General features: G+C 51.6%; 22 protein-coding genes and 1 tRNA gene. 21 read left to right on the forward strand and 2 right to left on the reverse strand.

The window, feature by feature from the left end; genetic code table 11:
• The first annotated feature begins 83 nt into the window (after positions 1-83).
• From ACI77B_RS04805 to ACI77B_RS04875, 15 genes are all read left to right on the forward strand, one after another.
• A complete protein-coding gene (locus ACI77B_RS04805) occupies positions 84-989 on the forward strand; it encodes a LysR family transcriptional regulator (protein WP_409337623.1) in 906 nt (301 codons plus the stop codon).
• Positions 990-1,094: 105 nt separating this feature from the next.
• On the forward strand, positions 1,095-2,330 hold the full coding sequence (locus tag ACI77B_RS04810) for an O-acetylhomoserine aminocarboxypropyltransferase/cysteine synthase family protein (RefSeq protein WP_409337624.1): 1,236 nt from the start codon (positions 1,095-1,097) through the stop codon (positions 2,328-2,330).
• A 57-nt stretch (positions 2,331-2,387) separates the two neighbouring features.
• Positions 2,388-2,594 (forward strand): sulfur carrier protein ThiS, encoded by a 207-nt coding sequence (gene thiS, locus ACI77B_RS04815; RefSeq protein WP_409337625.1) that lies wholly within the window; start codon positions 2,388-2,390, stop codon positions 2,592-2,594.
• Positions 2,594-3,412: a thiazole biosynthesis adenylyltransferase ThiF gene (thiF, locus tag ACI77B_RS04820; protein WP_409337626.1), complete on the forward strand. Its 819-nt coding sequence runs from the start codon at positions 2,594-2,596 to the stop codon at positions 3,410-3,412. The genes thiS and thiF overlap by 1 nt, the downstream gene beginning before the upstream one ends.
• 16 nt (positions 3,413-3,428) lie before the next feature.
• Positions 3,429-3,851 (forward strand): M67 family metallopeptidase, encoded by a 423-nt coding sequence (locus ACI77B_RS04825; RefSeq protein ID WP_409337627.1) that lies wholly within the window; start codon positions 3,429-3,431, stop codon positions 3,849-3,851.
• 50 nt (positions 3,852-3,901) lie between these two features.
• Positions 3,902-4,843 (forward strand): 4Fe-4S binding protein, encoded by a 942-nt coding sequence (locus ACI77B_RS04830; protein ID WP_409337628.1) that lies wholly within the window; start codon positions 3,902-3,904, stop codon positions 4,841-4,843.
• 20 nt (positions 4,844-4,863) lie between these two features.
• Positions 4,864-5,121 (forward strand): sulfurtransferase TusA family protein, encoded by a 258-nt coding sequence (locus tag ACI77B_RS04835; RefSeq protein ID WP_409337629.1) that lies wholly within the window; start codon positions 4,864-4,866, stop codon positions 5,119-5,121.
• 334 nt (positions 5,122-5,455) lie between these two features.
• Positions 5,456-6,976 (forward strand): chromate transporter, encoded by a 1,521-nt coding sequence (locus tag ACI77B_RS04840; protein ID WP_409337630.1) that lies wholly within the window; start codon positions 5,456-5,458, stop codon positions 6,974-6,976.
• A gap of 49 nt (positions 6,977-7,025) precedes the next feature.
• A complete protein-coding gene (locus tag ACI77B_RS04845) occupies positions 7,026-8,738 on the forward strand; it encodes an adenylyl-sulfate reductase subunit alpha (RefSeq protein ID WP_409337631.1) in 1,713 nt (570 codons plus the stop codon).
• Positions 8,719-9,033 carry a 4Fe-4S dicluster domain-containing protein gene (locus ACI77B_RS04850; protein WP_409337632.1) on the forward strand — a complete coding sequence of 105 codons (315 nt, stop codon included), beginning with the start codon at positions 8,719-8,721 and terminating at the stop codon, positions 9,031-9,033. Before ACI77B_RS04845 ends, ACI77B_RS04850 begins: the two co-directional genes overlap by 20 nt.
• A gap of 176 nt (positions 9,034-9,209) precedes the next feature.
• Positions 9,210-10,121, forward strand: a complete 912-nt coding sequence (cysD, locus tag ACI77B_RS04855) for a sulfate adenylyltransferase subunit CysD (RefSeq protein ID WP_409337633.1) — start codon at positions 9,210-9,212, stop codon at positions 10,119-10,121.
• Positions 10,121-11,785: a sulfate adenylyltransferase subunit 1 gene (locus ACI77B_RS04860; protein ID WP_409337634.1), complete on the forward strand. Its 1,665-nt coding sequence runs from the start codon at positions 10,121-10,123 to the stop codon at positions 11,783-11,785. Before cysD ends, ACI77B_RS04860 begins: the two co-directional genes overlap by 1 nt.
• 1,449 nt (positions 11,786-13,234) lie before the next feature.
• Positions 13,235-13,307, forward strand: a tRNA-Ala gene (locus ACI77B_RS04865).
• Positions 13,308-13,356: 49 nt separating this feature from the next.
• On the forward strand, positions 13,357-13,566 hold the full coding sequence (locus ACI77B_RS04870) for a hypothetical protein (protein ID WP_409337635.1): 210 nt from the start codon (positions 13,357-13,359) through the stop codon (positions 13,564-13,566).
• Positions 13,563-14,723, forward strand: coding sequence for a pyridoxal phosphate-dependent aminotransferase (locus tag ACI77B_RS04875; RefSeq protein WP_409337636.1), 1,161 nt, complete (start codon positions 13,563-13,565; stop codon positions 14,721-14,723). Before ACI77B_RS04870 ends, ACI77B_RS04875 begins: the two co-directional genes overlap by 4 nt.
• Positions 14,724-15,667: 944 nt before the next feature.
• On the opposite strand, the gene ACI77B_RS04880 is transcribed toward ACI77B_RS04875, so the two are convergent.
• A complete protein-coding gene (locus ACI77B_RS04880) occupies positions 15,668-16,621 on the reverse strand; it encodes an AEC family transporter (RefSeq protein ID WP_409337637.1) in 954 nt (317 codons plus the stop codon).
• Positions 16,622-16,792: 171 nt separating this feature from the next.
• Between ACI77B_RS04880 and ACI77B_RS04885 the strand changes: the two genes are divergently transcribed.
• The 6 genes from ACI77B_RS04885 to hemB all read left to right on the forward strand — a co-directional run bounded on the left by ACI77B_RS04885 (position 16,793) and on the right by hemB (position 25,268).
• Positions 16,793-17,782 carry a carbohydrate kinase family protein gene (locus ACI77B_RS04885; protein WP_409337638.1) on the forward strand — a complete coding sequence of 330 codons (990 nt, stop codon included), beginning with the start codon at positions 16,793-16,795 and terminating at the stop codon, positions 17,780-17,782.
• 938 nt (positions 17,783-18,720) lie between these two features.
• The gene (locus tag ACI77B_RS04890; RefSeq protein WP_409337639.1) at positions 18,721-20,238 is read left to right on the forward strand and encodes an L-lactate permease; all 1,518 of its coding nucleotides are present in this window, start codon (positions 18,721-18,723) and stop codon (positions 20,236-20,238) included.
• A 128-nt stretch (positions 20,239-20,366) separates the two neighbouring features.
• Positions 20,367-20,861 (forward strand): NADAR family protein, encoded by a 495-nt coding sequence (locus ACI77B_RS04895; protein ID WP_409337640.1) that lies wholly within the window; start codon positions 20,367-20,369, stop codon positions 20,859-20,861.
• Between the two features lie 340 nt (positions 20,862-21,201).
• A complete protein-coding gene (gene hemC, locus ACI77B_RS04900; protein ID WP_409337641.1) occupies positions 21,202-22,800 on the forward strand; it encodes a hydroxymethylbilane synthase in 1,599 nt (532 codons plus the stop codon).
• Positions 22,801-22,812: 12 nt separating this feature from the next.
• Positions 22,813-24,267, forward strand: a complete 1,455-nt coding sequence (gene cobA, locus ACI77B_RS04905; protein WP_409337642.1) for a uroporphyrinogen-III C-methyltransferase — start codon at positions 22,813-22,815, stop codon at positions 24,265-24,267.
• 32 nt (positions 24,268-24,299) lie between these two features.
• Positions 24,300-25,268, forward strand: coding sequence for a porphobilinogen synthase (gene hemB, locus ACI77B_RS04910; protein ID WP_409337643.1), 969 nt, complete (start codon positions 24,300-24,302; stop codon positions 25,266-25,268).
• A gap of 213 nt (positions 25,269-25,481) precedes the next feature.
• Here the strand turns inward: hemB and ACI77B_RS04915 are convergent, their stop codons facing one another.
• On the reverse strand, positions 25,482-26,030 hold the full coding sequence (locus ACI77B_RS04915; protein WP_409337644.1) for a glutathione peroxidase: 549 nt from the start codon (positions 26,028-26,030) through the stop codon (positions 25,482-25,484).
• Positions 26,031-26,241 lie beyond the last annotated feature (211 nt).

Genomic DNA, 26,241 nt, shown 5'->3' on the forward strand with positions numbered 1-26,241 from the left:
TGCCCGGAAGGGCTGGAAGATCATGAAAACAGGCTCTGGAAAGTAGATCCCGGGAGGGGAAATCATGAAGGGAGGGATTGCGGATGACGCTGCAGCAGCTGAGGCAGATTATTACGATTGCGGATGTGGGCTCGATGAATGAGGCCGCGAAGCAGCTCTATGTTTCGCAGCCGAATCTTTCGGCAGTGGTCCGGGAGATCGAGGAAGAAGCGGGAATCACGATTTTTCTGCGGTCGAACCGGGGCATCAAGGTGACGCCGGACGGGGAAGAGTTTCTGGGTTATGCGCGTCAGGTCATTGAGCAGTATGCGCTTCTGGAGAAGCGTTATCTGGAACAGGACAGCAAGGAGAAGTTTTCTGTGTCCTGCCAGCATTACAGCTTTGCGGTCAAGGCTTTTGTGGAGCTGGTGAAGGAAGTCGGCATGGCGGAGTATGAGTTTGCGATCCATGAGACGACGACGTATCAGGTTATCCGCAATGTCCACAATTTCAAGAGTGAGCTTGGAATTCTCTATCTTTCGGAGTTCAACGAGGCGGTGCTGAAGCAGATGTTCCGGGAGAATGATCTGGTGTTTGAGCCGCTTCTGGATTGTGACACTTACGTATATTTATGGAAAGGACATCCTCTTGCCGGGCGGAAGATTTTGTCGATGGAGGATCTGCAGGATTATCCGTGCCTGGCTTTCGAGCAGGGCAGTCACAGTTCTTTCTACCTTGCGGAAGAGATGAAGAGTACGTATGAGTATAAGAAGCTGATCAAGGGCGATGATCGGGCAACGATGCTGAATCTCATGGTGGGGCTGAATGCCTACACCTTATGCTCGGGCATCATCAGTGAGGAGCTGAATGGTACGGATTATGCGGCGATTCCGCTGAAAGAATCGGAGCAGATGACGATCGGATATCTCAGGCATAAGGGCGCCAAGCTTTCGCGGCTGGGCGAGATTTATCTTGATAAGCTGGAGCACTACCAGGATGCTTCGTTATAATCCCGGGTTATAACAAGGCATCGAGAGTTCATATAACCATGTATACAGATGCAGTGGTAAGATGGTATTGCTTTATAGACAAAAAGCAAAAGGAAAGGAGGAAGCATGAATTTTGATACGAAACTTCTGCACGGGAAGTCGGTAAAGCCGTATGCGGACGGCGCGACGCTTCCGCCGGTCAGTCAGGTCAGCGCATTTCAGTTTGAGTCTGCAGAGAAGCACGCGGCGGTGTTCTCGCACAAGGCGATGGGCTATGCCTACACCCGGGTCGGAAATCCGACGGTTTCTGCCTTTGAGCAGCGGATTAATGAGCTGGAAGGCGGCGGCGGAGCAGCGGCCTGTTCTTCTGGAATGGCTGCGGTAGCGCTGTCGCTTCTGAATATGCTCAGCAGCGGCGATGAGATTATTGCCTGCAGCGGCCTGTACGGCGGGACAATCGGTCTGTTCGACGATTTTAAGAATTTTGGTATCCGCACCAGGTTTGTGAAGGAACTGACGCCGGAAACGATCGAGCCGCTGATTAATGAGAAGACACGGGTCATTTACGGAGAAGTGATTGGAAATCCGGGGCTGGATGTCATGGATATTCAGTCCGTGGCGGAAACGGCTCATGCGCACGGACTTCCGCTTGTGGTGGATAATACAACCGCGACGCCGTATCTGGTCAATCTGATTTCGCTTGGTGCAGATATTGTTGTTCATTCTTCCTCTAAATATATTAATGGCGGGGGGAATTCCATCAGCGGAGTGATTGTGGACAGCACGCATTTCCGCTGGGATGAAAAGCGGTATCCGGCACTGGCGCCGTTTAAGAGGTACGGCCCGATGGCGTATTTAGTGCGGATCCGGACGGATCTCGGGGAAAACCTGGGCTGCTGTCTGGCGCCGGCAAATGCTTACATGAATATCGTCGGCATGGAAACGATGGGGCTGAGGATGGAGAGAATCTGCAGCAATGCGCAGAAACTTGCGGAGGCTCTTGAGAAGCTTCCGGGAATTTCCAGGGTCTGTTATCCGGGCCTTGAGGAACATCCCTGTCGGAGCATTGTGGAAAAGCAGTTCCGCGGAAGAGGCGGAGGCATCCTGACTTTCCGTGCGGGATCAAAGGAAAAGGCATTCCGCATTCTGGATGCGCTGAAGTGCGTGGTGATCGCCAGCAACATCGGCGATCTCAGGACGCTGGCCATTCATCCTTCTTCCACGATATTTATTCATAATACAGAAGAACAGAAAGAAGCCGCCGGTGTCTTTGAAGATACGGTGAGGGTCAGCGTGGGAATCGAAAATCCGGAAGACCTGATTGAAGATTTCACGCAGGCCGTAAAGCAGGCGGACCAGTAAGAGATAACAAGGATTCAATTCAGAAATAGAGAAACATAAGGTTCAGGAGGAAAAATCATGAAGATCACAGTTTCAGGAGACCAGAAGGAAGTTAAGGACGGAATCACGATTTCCGAACTCATCGCACAGGAAAATGTCGAGACGCCGGAGTACGTCAGCGTTTCCGTCAACGAAGAGTTCGCAAAGAGCGCGGATTTTGACACACAGCAGCTGCACGACGGCGATGTCGTTGAGTTCCTGTACTTCATGGGAGGTGGAAGATAATGGGTTTCACCAATGAACAGCTGGAGCGTTATTCCAGACATATCATTTTGAAAGAAATCGGCGTCAAGGGCCAGAAAAGGCTCCTGAACGGAAGTGTTCTGATCATCGGCGCGGGCGGCCTCGGAGCACCTGCCGCTCTGTATCTTGCAGCAGCAGGAGTAGGAAAAATCGGTATCGTCGATGCAGATGTTGTGGACCTGTCCAATCTTCAGCGTCAGGTCATTCACACAACGGCGGATGTCGGCCGTCCGAAGGTGGAATCCGCTGCAGAAACGATGCGTGCCATCAACCCGGATGTCGAGGTTGTCACCTACCATCAGTTCATCGACAGCAGCAACATCCTGGACATCATCAAGGATTATGATTTCATTCTGGACGGAACAGACAACTTCCCAGCCAAATTTCTGATCAACGATGCCTGCGTCATGGCCAACAAGCCATTCTCTCACGCCGGAATCCTGCGTTTCAGCGGCCAGCTGATGACCGTCATCCCACACGAGGGACCGTGTTACCGCTGCGTATTCAAGACCATGCCGCCGAAGGACGCAATTCCGACCTGCAAGTCCGCCGGAGTCATCGGCGCGATGGCCGGAACCATCGGATCCCTGCAGGCCCTGGAAGCTGTCAAGTATCTGACCGGAGCCGGAGATCTTCTGGTCGGAAAGCTTCTGACCTTTGACGGACTGAAAATGAAATTCCACACCATCAACCTTCCGCCGCGCGGAGAAGGATGCGCTGTATGCTCCGATCATCCGACCATTACCAAACTGATCGATTATGAGCAGCCAGCCTGCGAGTGGAAGCCGGGACAAAATTAAAAGAGGCAAGAGTGAAATGAAAATCACATTGAAAAAAAGCGATTATGAAAAAATACTGGAGCATGCCAGAAAAGAAAAACCGGATGAAGCCTGCGGCCTGATTGGAGGAATTGACCATGAAGACGGCAGCAGAGAAATTCAGAAGGTTTACCTTCTGACCAATCTGGACCACAGCAACGAGCATTTTTCTCTGGATCCGAAGGAGCAGCTGAAGGCTGTAAAGGACATGAGAGAAAACGGCATGAAGCCGCTGGGAAACTGGCATTCTCATCCGGAGAGCCCGTCCAGATCTTCTCAGGAAGATATCCGTCTGGCATTTGACGGCAAAGCAAGTTATCTAATATTATCATTGATGGATGACAGTCATCCGGTGCTGAATTCCTTCCACGTTGAGGATAAGGTATCGACAAAGGAAGATTTGCAGATCGTTGAGGGCTGATCCCCTTGGCCGTTTGCTTTTTGTCACGGAAGAAGAGAAAGGAACCGAATATGGCAACAGATTATGCAGCATTGAAAAAAGGCGGATGGATGCGCCAGAAGCAGAAGAACCGGTTTGCACTGAGAGTTCATGTCATCGGCGGAAAGATGACGGAGGAACAGCTGATTGGAGTTTCTAAGGTCGCAGAGAAATACGGCCAGGGCTATGTACATCTGACAGCGCGTCAGTCCCTGGAAATTCCATATATGAAGCTGGAGGATATCGAGGAAATCAAGAAAGAGCTGGCAAAGTATAACGTAGAGCCTTCTGTCTGCGGTCCGCGTGTCCGTACAACGACAGCCTGTCAGGGTGCGGATACCTGTCCGAGTGCATGCATTTACACCTATGAGCTGGCAGAGGAAATTGACCAGAGATATTTTGCGAAGGAGCTTCCGGGAAAGTTCAAGTTTGGTATCACCGGATGCCAGAACAACTGCCTGAAGACTGAGGAAAACGATATCGGAATCAAAGGCGCGGAGCGTGTTGAGTGGATTCCGGATAAATGCATTCAGTGCGGTGTCTGTGTAAAAGCCTGTCGTGAGGGCGCGGTTTCGCTGGAGGACGGAAAGATTTCCATCGACCAGGATAAGTGCACATACTGCGGCCGTTGCGCAAAGTCATGTCCGATGGATGCTTATGAGGAGCATCCTGGATACATCATGAGCTTTGGCGGAATGTACGGAAATCACTTCCATAAGGGACGTCAGCTCACACCGTTTGTAGAGAGTCACGATAAGCTGATTCAGATGTGCGATGCGACGATCCAGTTCTTCCATGATCACGCACAGCCGGGAGACCGTCTGCAGTTTGCGATCGCAAGAGAAGGCGAGGATAAGTTTGACGCGATGATCCGGAAGGTTTATGCAACAAGCGAGGAAGAGGCACATGCACAGGCCTCCAAACCGCTGGAACTGACGGACTGGAAGCTTCGTCCGGATCTGCAGAAGAAGTAGTAAGAGAAAAGGGGATTGAAATGGCTGAGGAAAAAGCAGGAATAAAGATTGATGACACCGTGGATATTACAGACGTTGTCTGCCCGGTAACTTTTGTTAAGGCAAAGGTTGCGCTGGAGGAGCTGGACGAGGGACAGATCCTTTCTGTTCACATGAACGACGGCGAGCCGGTGCAGAACGTTCCGCGCAGCGTAAAGGAAGAGGGACACCAGATTCTGAAACTGATCGATAATGAAGACGGAACCTACGATCTGATCGTGAGAAAGGTTGGAGAGTAGGAGTATCCGCTGTCTTTTATGGGAGGCCGCCGCACCGGGTTCAGATGAACAGGGGGGCGGCCTCTTGCTGTCCTTCTGTTTCCCTGTCACCCGTCACTGGTTTTCCCGTCATAAGTAAAAACATAGAACCGGCTATCAGGAATCCGTATTATCCAAACTGGACAGAATGCGGTATGATAATAACTAATAAAGATATATTCCTACTAGAATTATGGTAATAAAATGTCCGCTCAGCAGGATGAAAGGATAAAGTGTGACGAGCGCATCCCGGGCGGACCTTTCAATTCAGGGGAACAGAAAGTTATTGGTTCAATTTACCGGAAGGGGAACGATCATGAGTCAGACAGCAGAACAGACAATGAAGGCAGAGCAGACCGTACAGGTTCCTGCCCGTTCTGAATCACGCAGATTCTGGAAGATGATTCTCTCCATGCTGAAAATCGGCGTGATCGGATTCGGCGGCGGAAGCGCACTGATTCCGGTGATCGAAGAAGAAGTTGTGCAGGAGCAGAACATCATTTCCAAGAAAGACTACGATGAGGACGTCATTGCAGCCTGCGTGACTCCTGGCGCTCTTCCGGTTGAGATTGCCGCTGGAAACGGACTGACCACATTCGGCCTGAAAGGAATGCTTCTGGCCGCTGCCGCGATGGCAGCACCGGGCGCTCTTCTCACCGTCCTTCTTCTGACGGTTTTCTCCGGATCCAGTGTCAAGTCACTGAACTTTGTCCGTTATCTGTCCGTGGGCCTGGGTGCGTTCATCTGCAGTCTTCTGATCAATTATGCGGCAAAAACACAGAAGACATCTTCCCTGGAGGGGAAGAAGACGGGAAGAGTTTCACTTTTGATTATGATTGCCGTCTTCCTGCTGACCTTTGGAAAAAATCTGTTCGGGATTCTGGGAATCAGCGGAAATCCGGTACTCAGCCTGTCCACCGTTGAGGTTCTGGGACTGGCCTTCTTCGGTATTTTCTATACCGGATGCAGGTTCACAAAGCTGAAGAGCACAGTCTGCATTATTACCGCGGTCCTTTACCTGGTTTTCACTGGAAGGACGGGAGCTGCCGTTCCGGGCATGCTGCGTATTGCGCTGTATCTGTTCATGGTGCTCCTTTCCGTGAAGGGAATTGCGGAAAGCATCCAGAATGACAGAAAGCACAGCCGCATCGATGCACAGGCAGAGATCAGCTGGAAAACACCGCTTAAGCAGACCGGTGCATGGCTGCTTCTGCTTACGGTTACATCACTTCCGGCACTGCTCTATATTAAAGGTTCTGCACTTCTTCTGGGAAAGGGAATTCTTTCTTCGCTGATTTCTTTCGGCGGCGGAGATGCCTACCTGTCCGTGGCAGACGGCATGTTCGTCGGACACGGCATGGTCAGCGCCCATGATTTCTACGGAACTCTGGTTCCGGCAGCCAATGTGCTTCCGGGATCCATCCTCTGCAAGATCCTGACCGGCATCGGCTATTTCACAGGCCTGGACGTAAGCGGAACCGCTGCAGGCGGCTGGCTGACCGCTCTGGCATGCCTGGGCGTCAGCGTATCGGCTTCCGGCCTCGTATTCTGCTGGATCCGCTGGCTGCTGTCCGAGTTTGAGGAAGTCACAGTATTCCGCGAGATCAGCCGCTGGATCCGTCCGATCATCAGCGGACTTCTGCTGAACGTAACCCTGACCATGATCAGAACCAACATCGACACCGGCGCAGCGCTCGGAAACAGCGCAGCAGCCACTGTGATCATCACTGCAGTCCTCACCGCAGCCAACCTCTTCCTCATGAACAGAAAACATGCGGGAAATGGTATTCTGATTGCGGCATCCGCTCTGACGGGCGCACTGCTGCTCACTGTCTAGCGCATTACTTTTTGCCGGCAAAAATGAACGTTACAAGGGATAAAGAGTTATGGAAAACCTGGAGATAAAGAAAATCAAAACCAATGTGCTGATTATCGGAGGAGGAACGGCAGGCTGTTACGCCGCCATCAAACTGGGCGGCGAAAAGCTGAAGGTCCTCATCGCGGAGAAAGCCAACATCATCCGCAGTGGATGTCTCGCGGCGGGAGTCAATGCACTGAACGCATATATTTCGGAAGGGCACACCCCTTCCGATTACGTGGAATATGCGAGAAAAGACGCCGAGGGCATCGTCAGAGACGACCTTCTGATGACGATTTCCGAACGGCTGAATGAGGTCACCGAAGACCTGGAGCGCCGCGGTCTGATCATCCTGAAGGATGAAAACGGAAAGTACGTCACCCGGGGCTGGAGAAACGTGAAGATCAACGGGGAGAACATCAAACCGCTGCTGGCAAAAGGGGCGGAAGCCCAGCCGAATGTCACGGTTCTGAATCACGTGAATATCACGGATCTGAAAACAGAGGAAGCCGATGGGAAGACTTCCGTTACCGGAGCGGTCGGCTTCTCCGTAAGAGAAGAGACTGCCTATGACATCGACGCGAAAGCCGTGCTGATCGCCACAGGGGGCGCGGCAGGACTGTACCGGCCGAACAACCCGGGATTTTCCCGTCATAAGATGTGGTATCCGCCGTTTAATACCGGCGCGGGATTTTCCATGGGAATCCGGGCCGGCGCAGAGATGACCACGTTTGAAAACCGTTTTGTGGCGCTGCGCTGTAAGGACACCATCGCGCCGACGGGAACCATCGCCCAGGGGGTTCACGCAAAGCAGGTTAACTCCAAGGGCGAGGTTTACGAAACGAAATACGGCCTGACTACTCCGCAGAGAATCTACGGAACCGTGGAAGAGAACCGGGCGGGGCGCGGACCTTGTTACCTGGCCACTTCCGGAATCACAAAGCAGCAGGAAGAGGATCTGTACAAGGCCTATCTGAACATGGCGCCGTCGCAGACCCTGAAATGGCTGGAATCCGGAAAGGGACCGTCTGAGCAGAATGTCGAGGTCGAGGGCACAGAACCGTATGTAGTCGGCGGCCACACTGCCAGCGGCTTCTGGGTCGACACCTCAAGGGAAACCACCGTACACGGGCTCTACGCAGCCGGAGACGCAGCGGGGGGCGCGCCTCAGAAGTACGTAACGGGAGCCCTTGCGGAAGGGGAAATCGCCGCAGAATCCATCGCCAGAAGGTTCAGGGACAAAAAAGACTCTGATAACGGTTCAGAGCAGGAGATTAATGAAAAGGAAGCCGCTTCCGCGATCCGGGAAATGCAGGATCATCTGAATCAGCCGGCCGGCATTTTAGACTGGCATCAGCTGGAGGAAGCCATGCAGAAAGTCATGGACGAGTATGCGGGAGGCATCCGTACAGATTACCGCTACAACGAAAGCCGGCTGAAGAAGGCCGATGAGGAAATCAAAAAACTGCAGAAACTGGTTAAAACACTTCCTGCAGAAGACATGTTCGATCTGCTTCATGTCTATGAGGTCAGAGAACGCCTGACCGTCTGCCGCACACTGATCGCCCACATGCGGGCAAGAAAAGAAACCCGCTGGCATACATTCGGAGAAAACGCGGATTACCCGGAGCAGTCCGATAAAGGCCTTCGCTACGTCAATTCCAGACTGAAGGACGGGAAGATCGAAATCATCTACCGGGATCTGGTGAAAGGAGGCAGTTATGAGCATACAGATCGATAAGAAAACATGTATCGGCTGCGGACGCTGCACGGAAGCCTGTCCGGGAAACCTGATCCGCCTGAATGAAGAGAAAAAAGCAGAAATCCGGATTCTGGAAGACTGCTGGGGATGTACATCCTGCATGAAGGTTTGTCCGGTATCGGCCATCAGCCTGTTCCTGGGAGCAGACATCGGAGGAGCCGGATCTGCCATGCGGATCGAAAAGGACGGAGATTTATACAACTGGATTGTGCACCGTCCATCCGGGGAAGAGACGGTGATTACCGTCAACCGGAAAAACGCAAACCAGTACTGATCCGGGAGGATCAGACAGCCGGAAATTGAAGCGGCCGGAATGGAATGGTCTGGCTAGAGGCTTCAGCCGGCACCGGGCGGAGCCCGCAGAGGCAGGGAAATCCCTTGCGCGTGTGGCTTTTGTCCAGAAGGAATATGAAGGAAGCTCCGGAAAGCCGGAGACAGAAGGAGTCAGCAATGAGTAATTTATCACATCTGGACGCTCTGGAAGCAGAAGCGATCTACATCATCCGTGAGGTTGCCGCGGAATGCGAGAAACCGGTAATGCTCTATTCAATCGGAAAGGACAGCTCCGTCATGCTGCATCTTGCACTGAAGGCGTTCTATCCGGAAAAGCCGCCGTTCCCGTTCCTGCATGTCAACACCACCTGGAAATTCCATGAAATGATCAAGTTCAGAGACGAGCAGGCGAAGAAATACGGCCTGGAAATGCTGGAATGGAAGAATGAGGAAGGCGTCAAAGCCGGGGTCAATCCGTTCGACTATGGCGCTTCTTACACGGATATTATGAAGACGCAGGCGCTGAAACAGGCCCTGACCTATTACGGCTTTACAGCAGCCTTCGGAGGCGGCCGCCGTGATGAGGAAAAATCGAGAGCCAAGGAGAGAATCTTCTCCTTCAGAAACTCTGCGCAGGCCTGGGACCCGAAAAACCAGCGTCCGGAGATGTGGAAACTCTATAATACAGAAATCAACAAGGGAGAGAGCATGCGTGTGTTCCCGATCTCCAACTGGACGGAGAAAGACATCTGGCAGTACATCCAGAGAGAGCACATTGAGATCGTGCCGCTCTACTTCGCGAAAGAACGTCCATGCATCAATTACGAAGGAAATCTGATCATGGTGGACGACCACAGAATCATTGACCACCTGAATCTGAAGCCAGAAGACATCATGCATAAGAAAATCCGTTTCCGCACGCTTGGATGCTATCCTCTGACCGGCGGAATCGAGTCAGATGCAGACACCCTGGACAAGATCGTCCAGGAGACGCTCAGCGCCGTGGAATCTGAGCGTACCAGCCGTGTCATCGATAAAGACGGCGGAGCAGGAAGTATGGAGAAGCGTAAGAGAGAGGGGTATTTCTAATGAGCGGTTTACTGAAATTTATTACATGCGGAAGTGTGGACGACGGAAAATCCACGCTGATCGGGCATCTGCTGTATGATGCCAAGCTGATCTACGCAGATCAGAAAAATGCCCTGGAGCTGGATTCCAAGGTAGGAAGCCGCGGAGGAAAGATCGACTACTCTCTGCTGCTGGACGGACTGATTGCCGAGCGTGAGCAGGGCATCACCATCGACGTCGCATATCGTTACTTCACGACGGATAACCGCAGCTTCATCTGTGCGGACACACCGGGTCACGAGGAATACACCAGAAACATGGCCTGCGGTGCGTCATTTGCAGACCTGGCCGTCATCCTGATCGACGCTTCCCAGGGTGTGCTGATCCAGACCAAGCGTCACGCAAGAATCTGCGCTCTGATGGGCATCCGCCACTTCATCTTCGCAGTGAATAAGATGGATCTGGTCGGCTACGACGAGAACCGTTTCCGTGAGACTGAAAAGCAGATCGGCGAGCTGAAAGACGAGCTGGATCTGCAGGACGTTGTGATTATCCCGGTTTCCGCGACCGAGGGCGATAACATCACCAAGCCGACGACAAATTTCGACTGGTACAAGGGGCCGACCCTTCTGCATCAGCTGGAAACGGTCGATGTGGGCGATGCAGCTGCTGAAGAAAAGGGCTTCTACATGCCGGTTCAGCGTGTCTGCCGTCCGAGCCACGAGTTCCGTGGTTTCCAGGGCCAGATCGAATGCGGCAGCGTGAAAGTCGGCGATGAACTGACTTCCCTTCCAAGCGGCGAGCAGGCACACGTAAAGAGCATTCTCGTGGCCGATCATGAGGAGCAGTCCGCCGTCACCGGACAGCCGGTCACCATCCAGCTGGACCGTGAAGTCGACGTATCCAGAGGCTGCGTACTGGAGTCCGGAAGCGGCCTGAGAGCATCCGATTCCTTTGAGACCGAACTTCTCTGGATGGACGACCAGTCGCTGAGCATCGGAAAGAACTTCCTGATCAAGCTTGGCACCAAGAAGATTCCTGGAATCCTGACAAAAATCAAGTACAAGATCGATATCAACACCGGCGAAAAGCAGAACGCAGACACGCTGAAAAAGAATGAAATCGCTGTCTGTGAAATCGCTGTTACAGAGCCGATCATCCTCTCCGAGTTCAAGGATCACAGAACCCAGGGCGAGCTGATCCTGATCGACCGTATCAGCCACATGACTTCCGCCTGCGGCATTGTTACAAAAATCAATGATCAGTCGGAGAAGAAGCATCCAAAGGCAACCCGTCAGATGAGAAGTTCGCTGAACTGGCAGACTTCCGGCATCGTCGAGTTCCGTCCGGGAGAAGACGGTTCCACGCTGGAGGCCGTTGAAGAGGCAGAGTTCAATCTGGTCAGAAACGGACGCCACACCTATCTGTATCACCCACAGGAGGGTGAAGACTATGTCAACGTCCTGAAGCACCTGAAAGAGACAGGAATCATCGTCCTGCTTGTCCTCGACAGCGACCAGGAGCCAGACGACAGCCTGAGCTCCGACGAGCGCTATAAGCTGTGGTCCGAACTGAGCGGAAATGGCGCAGCAGCGCATGATGCGACAGCCGCAGAAATCGCCCAGAAGATCTTCCAGATCACCAATGCCAACGTGACCATCGAATACAATAACTGGGTAATTTAAGAGAAGATAATTTACTTTTATGCCATACAGCCAGCATACGCAGCAGACTGCCGGAGCAGGGCTCCGGGCAGCTGATGCGGTACACACAGTTTTGCGGCTGAGGATCGGTCAGCCTCCCGACGAGGCGAAAGAGAAGCAGTCGCGTTCAGCTGATCCTGCCGCAGTCAGAGCACTGCTGCCGGCCTATCAATGCAATTTACAATACTTCAACATATTCCTTCACAAGGAGCCGCCGGCCGGGAAAGGCAGATTGCCAGCCCGGCCGGCGGCTTTCGTGCCTATAGGTGGCGGCGGCAGAATGTACAGTTTGGCTGGCGTTGTTTGTGACTTCAGATGGCCGGTGGCCGGTGCAGGGAAGGCGAGGACTCGGTCGGTGGGGTGAAAACAGGCCGGTTGGCAGCTTTTGATGTTTCAGAGAGAACGACGGGCAGAAGGCAGATTAACGGGCAGATAGACAGGTTGATAGATAGATATAAGTATACTGTATACTTTAATATGCAGCATTCATAAAATATTCACGTTAAATTGTGCGGATATTGATACGATGCACTTCCTAAAGGTCGGGAAAACAGCTTATAAATGTGGAATTCCCGAGACGTATTGCACGCAATTCGGGAATTCTTTCATATCAGGGGGTGTTCCCGAACTTTTGACAGCAGAGCCTTCGGGAAAATACCTTATTACAGCTAGTCTCCCGAACTTCCAGATGCAGAAGTTCGGGAGAGTCTCATGCATGAGGGATATATTTATTTTATAGTAAAAATATCGCGATTATTAAATAGAATATATGAATAAATATGTGTATAAGATAATATATATTTATTTGGGCGTATATGAGTATATTGCTGCTTTTGGCAGGCTCGGGAAAAAACACGATTAAGTTGATTTTCCCGAGGTCCTGAAAAATAAGCTCGGGAATTTGCCGTGAAAGGACCGGTTTCCCGACTGTAGGAAATGAGAGTCGGGAAACCCTCGGATTAGTATGGAAATCTCGACCAGCAGAATTTGTCAAACGCGATTATAATACAGTATACTTGTTCACTACCGCCGGCTGCACACTACACTACCGCCGGCTGCACACTACACTACCGCCGGCTAACACTCTACACTACCGCCAGCCAACACACTACACTACCGCCGGCCACATATTACAACATCGCCGGTCATACCACCATGCCGCCGCTGTCCATACAACCGCACCACTGCCGGCCACTCAACTACATCACCGCCGGGATACTACTGTATCTCTGCCAGACACATTATTATGCTGCATACAGTATACCTCGCTTTTTCACCTCACTTTCCTGCAATCCACACTTTATCTGGGACTGTTTTTTCGATATAATAAGAACATATTCAGTGATGCTGGCAGCCGGAAAAACAGAATATCCCATGGAGGCAGGCTGTGATCTGGCAGCAGAGAAAAGTGAATAAGAAAGAATTTGTTTTGGGGCATTGGCGCAGCTGGGAGCGCGTTTGACTGGCAGTCAAGAGGTCATGGGTTCGAATCCCATATGCTCCATTTTTTCGTGTAATTTTATGTAATAAAGAATAAAAGGGGAGCGGACACCATGTGGCAGAATTCTGCGGCAGAGAAGAGAGAAGGTGCCGAAACCATCAGCAGCCGAAGCAAGCCGGATTTTGCAGTCTGGCAGGCTGCCGCTCTGGAGCGGAGACAGCGTGCAGGACGGCTGCCGGCACAGAGTAAATCCTTACTGCTGCAGGCCCTGCAGCTAAGATGCCGCGTGTCCGCTGACAGAAAAGAGGCTTGGGAAGAATGAGACCATTATCAGAACGTACTGCGCATTTCACGGATTCAGTGATCCGGCGCATGACACGTATTTCCAATAAATACGGCGCGGTCAATCTGTCGCAGGGATTTCCGGATTTTAAACCGCCGGAAGAGATCCTGAAGAGACTGAGAGAGGTAACCGAGGAGGACTTCCATCAGTACTCCATCACCTGGGGCGCAAAAGACACGCGTGAGGCGCTTGCAGCCAAGCAGTCGCATTATATGGGCATGGATATTGATCCGGAGTCGGAGATTGTGATTACGGCAGGCTCTACGGAGGCAATGATGGCGGCCATGATGTCCATCGTCAATCCGGGCGACAAGGTCGTTGTATTTTCACCGTTTTATGAGAATTACGGAGCAGATGCGATTCTGTCCGGCGCGGTTCCTGTCTACGTTCCGCTCAATCCGCCGGAATACGATTTTGACCCGAATGTGCTGGAAGATGCCTTCCGCCAGGGAGCCAAGGCTCTGGTCCTCTGTAATCCGTCCAATCCGAGCGGCAAGGTCTTCAGCCGCGAGGAGCTCCTGACGATTGCGGAGCTGGCCGAGAAATACGATGCCTATGTCATCACCGACGAGGTTTACGAACACATTGTATATGCGCCATACAAGCACGTGTATTTTGCCACCCTTCCGGGAATGCGCAAGCGCACGATTTCCTGCAGTTCACTTTCCAAGACCTATTCCATCACGGGATGGCGTCTGGGATACACCATCGCACCGGCGGAAATCACCGACCGTATCCGGAAAGTGCATGACTTTCTGACGGTCGGAGCAGCAGCACCCCTTCAGGAGGCGGTCATCCCTGGCCTTCAGTTCGGGCAGGATTACTACGACGAGCTGCTCGCCGTTTACACCCATAAACGCGACCTGTTCCTGAAGGGCCTTGACGACATCGGGCTGAAACATAACATTCCGCAGGGCGCATATTACGTCATGGTTGACATTTCCGACTACGGCTACGATGACGATCTGAAATTCTGCGAGGACCTGGCCGAGAAGGTGAAAGTCGGTGCCGTTCCGGGTTCCAGCTTCTTCAGCGAGCCGGAAAACCGCTATATCCGCTTTCATTTTGCCAAGAAAGACGAGACACTCCAGGCTGCCCTGGAAAACCTTTCTGACATTGGAAAGCTGAAGAAATAGCCCATCCAGGGACCTGTGTTAATTTTTACTCAGTTTACGCCCCTGGAAATTTGTTATGACCAACATCTACTCCAGATTGGCTGAAATCTCGTAATAAGCATTGGTAAAAACCGTAAAAAATACGGTTTCTTACCAATGCAAAAAATATTTTGGGAAAATGGAATGATAATCATGATTCATACCAAAAAAATGCACAAATACGGATACAATGAAAATGACTTTTTGCATGATTTTATAATTATGAGAAAACATGCATAAATTTCCCGCAACAGTCTGGCAGATCGATAAGGGAAATGGGTTTACGGTTCAATTGTCGGAATATTGACTGTTATGAGTAGGTGAAAACATCAGAAATCATCTATTATTACCAACATATATAGAAATCTGTATAGTATGTATTGGGTAAAAATCGCCGGTTTCGATTGATTGTACCAAAACACTTCCGCGTATTTGGTACAATGTGGAGTTTTTGTCTGATTTATACCAAAATGAAAGCAGGATTGCAGAAAACAATGTCTGAAGTGCCTGCATAAATGATGAATATCAGATAATGAGACTGATGACAATGAAAACGCAGGGTCATATGTACACAGTATACGCAGATGGAGCCCGGCCCAGCAGCAAGAGCCGTGATATGCCCGGTTTTCAGATGCACAAGCTGCTGGCCTGTGCGTACTGTATACACGCTGTCTGGTATAACTCAAGGCAGAGTGATCGCGTGTGGGAATACGGTGAGCGCGGGAGTGTGGAATTTGCCTTCCCTGCAGATCAGACGTGAGAAGTATTTTGTATACACGCCCTGCTGAGCAGTATTAAATGCCCTGCTGACCGGTTGAATCATGCACATTCCTGTCCGGCAGGCTGGGCCGGGGCCGACTGATGGGTTTTCGCAGGTATCGCGTAAGCCGGAAATGACCAGTTCACGACTGATTCATTGCATTGTTTTACAGATATCCAAGCGACTTAAACAGGAACATCCAGGCAGTCAGACTGACGGAGCTTAAGAGCGTGGTCAGGATGACTGCGCCGGAGGTCAGGCTGCCATCGTGGCCGAAACCTTTTGCCATGACGAAGCTGGTGACGGTGGTCGGTGAACCGCACATGATGATGGCGGCCAGAAGTTCTTCTCCGCGGAAGCCGAGACGGACAGCCAGTGGAAGGAACAGAATACCGAGGCCTGCAAGTTTGAAGAAGGCCGCGATGCTGGTCAGTTTAATCTGGGACAGTGATTTTCCGAGGCTGAAGGATGCGCCGAGGGCGAGAAGGCCCAGCGGCGAAGCGGTATTTCCCAGGGTATCCAGGGAAGTGGCGAGAATTTTCGGCATCGGAATGCTCAGAAGCGACCAGAAAAGGCCGAGGAAGATTCCGATCAGAAGCGGGTTCTTCAGAACATTGAGAAGGGTGCTTTTGATCAGTTTCCCGCTCAGCGGTTCCCTGTCCGGCTTATAGAACGAAAGAATCAGCACGGCCATGATGTTGTAAAGCGGCACGGCTCCCAGGATCATCAGAGGGATTTTTCCAGCGCTCCCGTACATATTCTGGGCCAGCATGACGCCCAGGATCGCCGCGCTGCTCCGGTAGGCACTCTGAATGAATTCCCCTTGCACGTTTCTTTTTGTCCGGCAGAGAAGATAGGACAGCAGGATGACCAGGCCGATGCTGGCGCAGGTGGCGAGGAAGCAGTACAGCACAAAACGGCCGTCCCAGGCCTCGTAGAAGTTCTTGCTGGCGAGGCTGTAAAAGAGCAGGACCGGCAGCGTGACCTTGAACACAAAATTATTCAGTTTCTTCGTGAAATCGGGTGTCATAAAGCCGATTTTCCGCAGAAATATGCCCAGAGCCATCATCAGAAAGGCTGGTATAGTCGTATCCAGACAGATAATAAAGTTATTTAACATAGATCTTTCCCCTTTAGACGTCAGTTGGATACATTCTACCGCGATCGGGGAGAGAAAAAAAGGGGAAGAATGCCCTTGTTTTTTATGGGGATGTGCAGAATTCTGTGCTATGATGGACTCAGAAAATTAAATGTGCTGAAAAATGCGGGAAGTATGAGAATCAGGGAGGAAATGATGAGTAAACATATCGATGTAACCGCGCTGGGCGAGCTTCTGGTGGATTTTACGGCCAACGGAATCAGTGCCCAGGGAAATCCGACGTTTGAGGCCAATCCGGGCGGTGCGCCGTGCAATGTTCTGGCGATGCTGGGAAAGCTCGGCTGTGAGACGGCCTTTATCGGAAAGGTCGGAGATGATGCCTTCGGCCAGATGCTGAAGAAGAAGGCGCAGGAGCAGGGCATTAATCTGACAGGCCTGATGGTGGATCAGGAAATCCACACGACACTGGCCTTTGTGCAGAAGCTGGATAACGGCGACCGGGACTTTTCCTTTTACCGCAGCCCCGGTGCGGATGTCCGCCTGACAAAAAGTGAAGTGCAAGAGCATTCTCAGTTAATTGAAGACGCGAAAATCTTCCACTTCGGCACGCTTTCGATGACGGATGAGACGGTGGAAAATGCAACGGTTGAGGCACTCCGCATCGCGAAAGAAAACGGTTGCCTGATTTCTTTTGACCCGAACCTGCGTCCGCCGCTCTGGCGCTCCAGAATTTACGCGGAGGAAAAGATCCGTTACGGACTGTCAAAATGCGATATCCTGAAAATCTCGGATAATGAAGTGGAATTTCTGACAGGCAGGGACGGCACCAATATTGAGGAAATGAAGGCCGGAGCCAGAGAGCTGATTGAGGAGTATCATATTCCGCTGGTCTTCGTCACCCTGGGACCGAATGGTTCGCTGGCATTCAAGGACGGTGAATGTGTCTATCATCCGGGATATAAGATTGAGCCGGTGGAGACGACGGGTGCCGGAGATACCTTCTGTGCCTGTGCGCTGTATCACGTTTTGAAATACAGCCTGGAAGGACTGAATCCGCAGCGCCTGACCGAGCTGCTTTCCTTCGCGAACGCGGCGGCTTCTGTCATTACGCAGAGAAAGGGTGCACTGGCGGTAATGCCGTCGGTGGACGAGATTCAGAAAAGAATACAATCAGTAAAATAAAATTGTATTTTCAGATTATGGTCTGGTCTAGAATGTAGAGTAAAATTGAAAAACTGGTTTTTTGAAACACGATGCTTCAGCAAGGTGCTGAACAAAATGTATTTCTCTGATTGAAGTCGGGAAAATGAATGATGGTACAGGTTTTCCCGACTCCCGTTTACGCAAAGTCGGGAAAACCGTCTTCTAGATGATTTTCCCGACCGATTTCGGCTGTTTTGCATGAAAATGCAGAGAATAATTGATGAATAAGTATACTGTATACGCAAATCAACTCGTATCCTGGTCAGTTTTCTATTACCGATTTTTCAATTTACAGCATTATACGGACTTAATGCACCGCTGCGATGCCTTGACCATTCTGGCTTCGTCATGTACTTAAATTAATATATTTTTCGGAGAATGGCCGAAACTATTGAAATTATTGCAGATATACAGTATACTACTGAATAAATTGTTCCAGATAATGGATATTCCTGGACAGATAGTAAGGATGCTCTCAGCGAGCAGACTGCGGGTCGGCAGAGCCGTTTTTAGAACGAAAGGGATTTTTGCTCACCTGCTTTGTATACATAATACATTATAACTTATATTATCCCATTGTGCCTGTTACATCTTAAATCTTCTGACGATTTCGTTTATAGCATCGCATAAGAGATATTTGTATTAACTATACTGTATTCTGTATACAAAAGATAAAGAGGGTCTGTCGGGAAAACGACACAGATATCCATGTTCCGGAGCCAGCCGGGATGCGGCAGCAGGCCGTATTCCGATGGAATAGTCTGATATTTACGGAAGGACAGCGGATCTTTCCGGATTAAGAAATGCGTCAATTCTCCGGCGTCTGAGCCTGCAGCAGTCTGCAGCCGGCCGGGATCAGTATATGCTGTTGTAAAAGTAAAAAGGTTACAGGAAATCCTGAAAAAGGAGGTTTATTAATGTTAGAGTTTATTCTTGCTCTATTGCCAATCATCTGGCTGGTCATTGCGCTCTGCGTGATCAAGATGCAGGGCTATAAAGCCTGCATGATTGCCGTCCTGGTATCTGCCGTAGTGGGCATGCTGTATTTCAAGCTGAATCTGATGAATACAGTGACCGGAGCGGTGGAAGGAATTATCAACGCCTTATGGCCGATCTGCGCCGTCATTATCGCGGCTTTGTTCGTTTATGAACTGACACTGGAAACGAAGGCGATGGATTCCATCAAAGCCATGCTGTCCGGTGTGTCTTCCAATAAGATGATCGTTCTTTTGATCATCGTCTGGGGTTTCGGCAACTTCATGGAAGGTATGGCAGGATTCGGAACGGCAGTTGCCATTCCGGCGGGAATCCTGGTTGCCATGGGTTACGACCCGATCCCGACCGTTATCGCCTGTCTGATCGTCAACTCCACGCCGACAGCATTCGGTTCCGTCGGAGTACCGACGACCACGATCGCGCAGGTTACAGGACTGAATGCGACGGCAGTATCCGGTTCCATCGTGCTTCTGCAGTTCATTCTGACCTTCATTGCGCCATTCGTCATGATTATCATCGTGGGAAGAGGAGTGAAGGCCCTGAAGGGCGTATGGCCGATCGCGCTGATTTCTTCTCTGTCCTTCATCATTCCGCAGTACATCGCGGCGAAGTTCATCGGACCGGAGCTTCCGAATATCCTCGGTTCTGTGGTCTGCATGATCTGCACCGTCATCGCGGGAATTGTCTATGAGAAGAAACATCCGGATAAAGATGCAGAGCAGTCAGATGCCATGAAGGATCTGACCGTGAAGAAAGCACTGGTTGCATGGAGTCCGTTCATTCTGATTTTTGTACTTCTCCTCTTCACCTCCAGCATTTTCCCGGCTCTGCACAACCCGATCGCAAAAGTCGCGAGCCAGGTTACCGTATACACTGGAAAGAACCCGAACACACTGACCTTAAGCTGGCTGGACTGCCCGGGCGTAAAGATCTTCATCGCCGGAATCATCGGCGGCCTGATTCAGGGCGCCTCTTTCGGTCGGATTATGGGCGTATTCTGGAGAACCTTTAAGGCAAACATCAAGACCATCATCACCATCTGCAGCGTTCTTGCCACGGCAAAAATCATGGGCTACAGCGGCATGATCTCTGCAATGGCTGCATTCCTGGTTGCCGTAACCGGAAGCTTCTATCCGGCAATTTCCCCGCTGATCGGCATGATCGGAGGATTCGTAACCGGAAGCGGAACATCCACCGCGGTTCTCTTCGGAAAGCTGCAGACAGACACCGCTGCTGCCATCCACGTCAACCCGGACCTGCTTGCTGCCGCAAACCTGATGGGTGCCGGCATCGGAAAAGCCATTTCTCCGCAGGGCATTGCCATCGGCTGCGCTGCATCAGGACTTGCCGGACATGAGAGCACCGTACTCAGCCGCGTATTGAAATTCGCACTGGTTTACGTAGTCATCGCGGGAATCATCACCTATGTGATCGTCTAGGCGTTCTGAGGAAAATCGGAAAGAACATGGAATAGATATACGGCTGGCAATATCCGTGCCGGCCGTTTTTCTTGCGCCTGTAACGCAGTATAATATAGGGAGTAAAGCATACAGAAAGGAGATCCAGTATGGAGAAGCTGAATGTGATCGGCTTTCATGAGCCGGAGAAGGAATACGGATTTTTAAGCAACTGGTATGAAGCTGCGTTTACCATCGATGGAAAGACTTTTTCCTCCATCGAGCAGTACATGATGTACCGCAAGGCCATGGTTTTCCAGGATGGGGAGCATGCGCAGGAGGTGCTTGATCTGACCGATGCGCGGGAAATCAAGGCCATCGGCCGCAAGGTCAGAAATTACAATGACACCGTCTGGAACGGCGTCCGTCAGATCGTCGTCTATGAGGGCCTTCTGGCAAAATTCACCCAGAACAGGGAATTACGGGATAAACTGCTGGCAACGGGAGACGCCGTTCTGGCAGAATGCAACCCGGATGATCCGATCTGGGGAATCGCCATGGAAAGAGATGACGAGAACCGTTTCTATATGGAAAACTGGAAAGGCAGCAACTACCTGGGCTTCCTTCTGATGATGGTCAGAGAAAAACTGAAAGCAGAAGAATAAATACGGAAAAGAAAAGCCCCGGTAAATCCAGGCGGAGACCGCTGCGGAGAAAGTCCGCCTCTTTTGTTGTATACATGATGGATGAGCACTTTTGTAACCTGTGTTACAGAAGTGCTTTTTTAAGTGTGATAATCTGATCACAAAGCTTTCTGATCATCTATATTTAACTATTAATTGACTAGGTTTAAGGAAAATGGTACACTTGAAACAGTTGCAGTTCATACGCGGCTGAGTCTGAAAATAAAAACTGAACGCGGCTTGCAGCGGACAGGACGGGTAAAATAACGGCCGGCAGCTGTGCGCGTGACAGGACATGCGTCAGGCAGAAACGGAGCAGATCATGGCATACTTTCCATTTATGATGGATATCTCAGGGAAAACGGTAATCATCGCAGGAGGCGGGCACAGTGCGCTCTGGAAGGTACGTGCTTTTCAGGGCTTTGGAGCAGACGTGCTGGTTATTGCGCCGGAAATTTCCGAAGAGATAGAGCAGTTTAAGGGAATCCGTCTGATCAGAAGAGAAGTTCAGGAAAAAGATCTTGAACATGCGGACATTCTGGTTGCGGCTACAGACGACCGCGAATTGAACAGGAAACTGGCAGAACTGGCCAGAAGTCACGGCATTCTGGCGAATGCAGTGGATGACAAGGAAATGTGTGATTTTATTTTTCCGGCCATTGTCCGTCGGGAAAACTACACGGTCGCCATATCCACAGACGGAAAAAGCCCCCTGCTGGCAAGAGAAATCAAGAAGGCCATCAGCCGATCCATTCCGGATGCTTATGATAAGGCAGTCGGAGAACTCGGAGCTGTCCGCCAGGAAGTCAAAAGCAGGGCGGAAAGCCAGAGCGAGCGGCAGAAAATTTTTACCCAGCTGGCGGAAAAATACATCGGAAGCCGGAAACTGCGCATCGGCACCAGAGGAAGCGAACTGGCCATGATCCAGACGGAAATGGTCATGGATGCCCTGCAGAGCATCGGCATTGAATCCGAGGCCGTAGTGATAAAAACCATGGGCGACAAGGTGCAGAACAAGCCGCTCTGGAAATTCGGCGGAAAAGCAGTTTTCGTCACGGATTTTGAGGATGCTATTCTGAAGGGCAAGATCGATCTGGCGGTCCACAGTGCAAAGGACATGCCTGCTGCCTGTCCTGCAGGAACAGCAGTACTCGCCTGTCTGAAGAGGGAGGATGTGCGCGACGTTCTGGTTTACCGGAAAGGAACGAAGGAAGCAGACATCAAAGTCGCGGGAACAAGCAGTCTGAGAAGAAAGGTGCAGCTGAAGCGTCTGTATCCGGACCTTCAGTGTGAAGTCATCCGCGGGAATGTGCCGACCCGCCTGCATAAGCTGAGAACCGGGGAGTATGATGCGGTGATTCTGGCCGCTGCCGGAATTCACCGGCTGCAGCTGGATCAGGAACCGGATCTGGTGTACCGTTACCTGGATCCGGAAAACTTTATTCCGGCAGCGGGGCAGGCCATTATTGCGGTCGAAGGACCGGCAGAAGGAGATCTGGCCGGGCTGATCCGGGGAATCAATGACCGGAAAACCTTTATCGAACTGTCTGCGGAGCGGCGCTTTATGAAAGACATCAATGCGGGATGTCATGAGGCTGTGGGCGCGCTTGCACAGTATCAGGACGACGGAAGCCTGAAAATGAAAGTCATGAAAGACTACAGTGGAAAGCTTTTTGTGCACAGTATACACGCACAGGCGGAGCAGGCAGCGGACATCCTTGCCGGGAAAATTTTGTCGGATGATCCGGAGGCGGCTGCCGGAGCGGAGGATGGTCCGGAAGTGTCTGCCGGGAAAGCAGAAGGTCCGGAAATGCCTGGCGTAAAAACAGATAGCTTAGATGTGTCTGCCGGAAAAGCAGATGATCCGAAAATGCCTGGCGGACAATCGGAGCATCCGGATCGCGAAGCGGAGAAAAAATAAGGAGGCGGCAGTATGGGAACGGTATATCTGGTCGGTGCCGGCCCGGGGGACCCGGAGCTGGTTACGGTAAAGGCGCTGCGGCTGATTCAGAGGGCGGATCTGATTGTCTATGACAGTCTCGCGCCGGCGGATCTGCTGAAAGAGGCACCGCCGTCATGCCAGTGCGTGCATGTCGGAAAGCGGGCAGGCCGTCACAGCGCGGCGCAGGAGGAAATCAACCACCTTCTGATTGCCGGCGCGCAGAAATATGAAACGGTGGTCCGGCTGAAGGGAGGAGATCCCTTTGTCTTCGGCCGCGGCGGTGAGGAGGTGCTGGCGCTGCAGGAGGCCGGCGTTCCTTACCGGCTGGTGCCGGGCGTGACTTCGTCGGTTGCGGTGCCGGAGGCCGCGGGAATTCCCGTGACCCATCGGCGCCTGGCCAGGAGTTTTCATGTCATCACCGGTCATATCGCGGATGATGAGCTGGATTACGCTGCCTATGCGCAACTTGAGGGGACGCTGGTCTTCCTGATGGGGCTTTCCGCTCTGCCGCGCATCGCGTCGGGACTTCTTTCCGGCGGAATGGCGGGAGATACTCCGGCTGCCGTGGTTTCACAGGGCTTTACGGAAAGGCAGAGAGTGCTGCGGGCGCCGCTGTCGGAGATTGCAGAGAGGACAAAAGAAAAGCGCATGGGGGCACCGGCTGTGGTTGTCGTGGGCCCTTGCGCGGATCTTGACTTTTTGTATCATGCACCGTTCGGCATCATCGGTTCAGATTCTTTCTACGCGAGGATGGAGCGGGCCATGGACGGGGAGGCAGGAATGCTTTCTCATGTCATGCGGATCCGTCTTTCCGTAACGGAAGAAGGGAGAAAGCAGCTGAGAGAAGCGTTTTCCAGGATTGAAGAGTTTGACTGGGTGGTCTTTACCAGCAGGAATGCGGTCGCCATGTGCGAACGGATTGCCCGGGAGGACCGCTATCCGCTTCACCGCCTTGATCATCTGCGTTTTGCCGCAATCGGTCCGGGAACGGCGGAGCGGCTGAGGGCGGCCGCCGGACACGTGGATCTGCTGCCGGAAAGTTATACTAGCGACGCTCTGGGGCAGGCTCTTGCAGAGCAGGTCGGAAAGAGCGGGCGGGTACTGGTTATCCGCGCAGAAGGCGGACGGCAGGAGATGTTTTCTATTATGGACGAGGCAGGGATGGAGTACGAAAAAATCCGTCTGTACCGTTCAGAAGGGGAGCTGACCGTAAGTCCGGAAGAACTCGGCAGGACGGGAATTCTTGCCTTTGCGAGCGCATCCGGGGTGGACAGTATGTTCGCGCTTGCAGAGCAGGAAGGCTATTCCCTTGCCGGGAAACGTTTTGTCTGTATCGGTGAGGCAACGGCGGATGCTCTGAGAAAACGGGGCATTGAGCCGGAGTTCGTCACGCACCCGCATACGGCGGAGGAACTGGCGCGCAGGCTGAAGCTGATGCAGCGGTAAATATTGCTGAAGAGGTTAATGAGGAGAAAACAATGCAGAGAATGAGAAGGCTGAGAAATTCAGCCAGAATGAGAAAACTAGTTCAGGAAAACAGACTGAGTCCGGATGAGCTGATTTATCCGATGTTTATCGCGGAGGGTGAGAACATCAAGAATCCGGTTCCGTCGATGCCGGGGGTTTATCAGTGGTCCATCGACCGTCTTCCGGAGCTGCTGGATGATGTCATGGAGAGCGGCGTCAGAGGACTTCTGGTGTTCGGAATTCCAAAGCATAAGGATGAGGTCGGAAGTGAGGCCTATGACCACAATGGCGTTACGCAGGAGGGAATCCGATTTATCAAGAAGTATGCGCCGGAGCTGCTGGTCATTGCGGATGTCTGCCTCTGTGAGTATACATCACACGGTCACTGCGGCCTGATTAAGGATGGAATTATTCTGAACGATGAGACGCTGCCGCTGTTGTCCAAGGCTTCGGTAACGCTTGCTGAAGCGGGCGCGGACATGATCGCTCCGTCTGATATGATGGACGGCCGTGTTGCGGCAATCCGCAAGGCCCTGGATGAGGCAGGCTATATCAATACGCCGATTATGTCTTACAGTGCAAAATTTGCTTCGGTATACTATTCTCCATTCCGTGATGCGGCACATTCTGCACCGGCATTCGGAGACAGAAAGACTTACCAGATGGATCCGCCGAACGGCAATGAAGCGGTTCGTGAATGTCTGGCGGACATCGATGAGGGTGCGGATATCCTGATCATCAAGCCGGCTCTGGCATATCTGGATGTGGTTAAGGAAGTTTCCCAGCTTGTCCGTGTGCCGATTGCGACCTACAATGTCAGCGGCGAATACGCCATGGTCAAGGCGGCTGCAGGAAACGGCTGGATCGACGAGAAGCGTGTCGTTATGGAGAATCTGCTTTCCATGAAGCGCGCGGGCGCCAACATCATCATCACCTACCATGCGATGGATGCGGCCAGATGGCTGAGAGAGGATAAGTAGGGCTCAGCTGCTTTCATCAGGGAAGCAGGGCAGGTTGAAATAGAAATTGTTGTCACAGCAAAATGACGTATATTTATTGATGCGTTGTGGTATAATTTAACTTCAGATAGCTAAGAGTGTTTACCAACTTGTGCACACGAAAAACCCCGAAGCTGCAACTTCGGGGTTTTTGTATATTCTTCAGTCAGGTCAAATCGGGTTTTCCAACTATAGTTAAATCAGCTTCGCAACTGCAGCCTCTACATCCTTCATATCTGCTGTCGGCTCGAAGCGCTCCAGAACATTTCCTTCGCGGTCAACCAGGAACTTGGTGAAGTTCCACTTGATCTTCGGGTTGTTCTTATAATCCTTATCGAACTTCTTCAGCATGGCGCTCATGGCCAGGGCCTTCGGACCTTTTCCCATACCCTTGAATCCCTTCTGGCTCTTCAGGTAGGTGTAGAGCGGCAGCTCATTCTCGCCGTTTACCTCAGACTTCTTCATCTGCGGGAACTTTGTGTTGTAATGCAGGGTGCAGAATTCATGGATTTCCTCATCGGTTCCCGGTGCCTGTCCGAGGAACTGGTTGCATGGAATGTCGATGATTTCCAGGCCCTGATCGTGGTATTTCTCATACATATCTTCCAGATCCTTGTACTGCGGAGTAAAGCCGCATCCTGTCGCTGTATTGACAATCAGCATAACCTTTCCTTCAAACTGGGAAAGGGAAACTTCAGTGCCGTCCGGTCTCTGCAGGGAATATTCATAGATCTTGCTGCTCATGGTATTACCTCCTGTATATAATATTGCGTTCAATTCAATTGCGTTCAATTTATACTCGTATTATACCCATGCCGGAATCAGATGTCAAGGAATTAAATGTATTTTACCAGAATTTATCCCGGAGGGCAGGAGATGCAGATTTCAGGGCAGTGCGGACTTGCTGTTTATCTTTTGTTAAATAACGATGCATTTAGAAATGCTATACTGAGAA

The organism is Eubacterium sp. F2, from assembly GCF_046244355.1.
Taxonomy (GTDB): Bacteria; Bacillota; Clostridia; order Peptostreptococcales; family Anaerovoracaceae; genus Aminicella.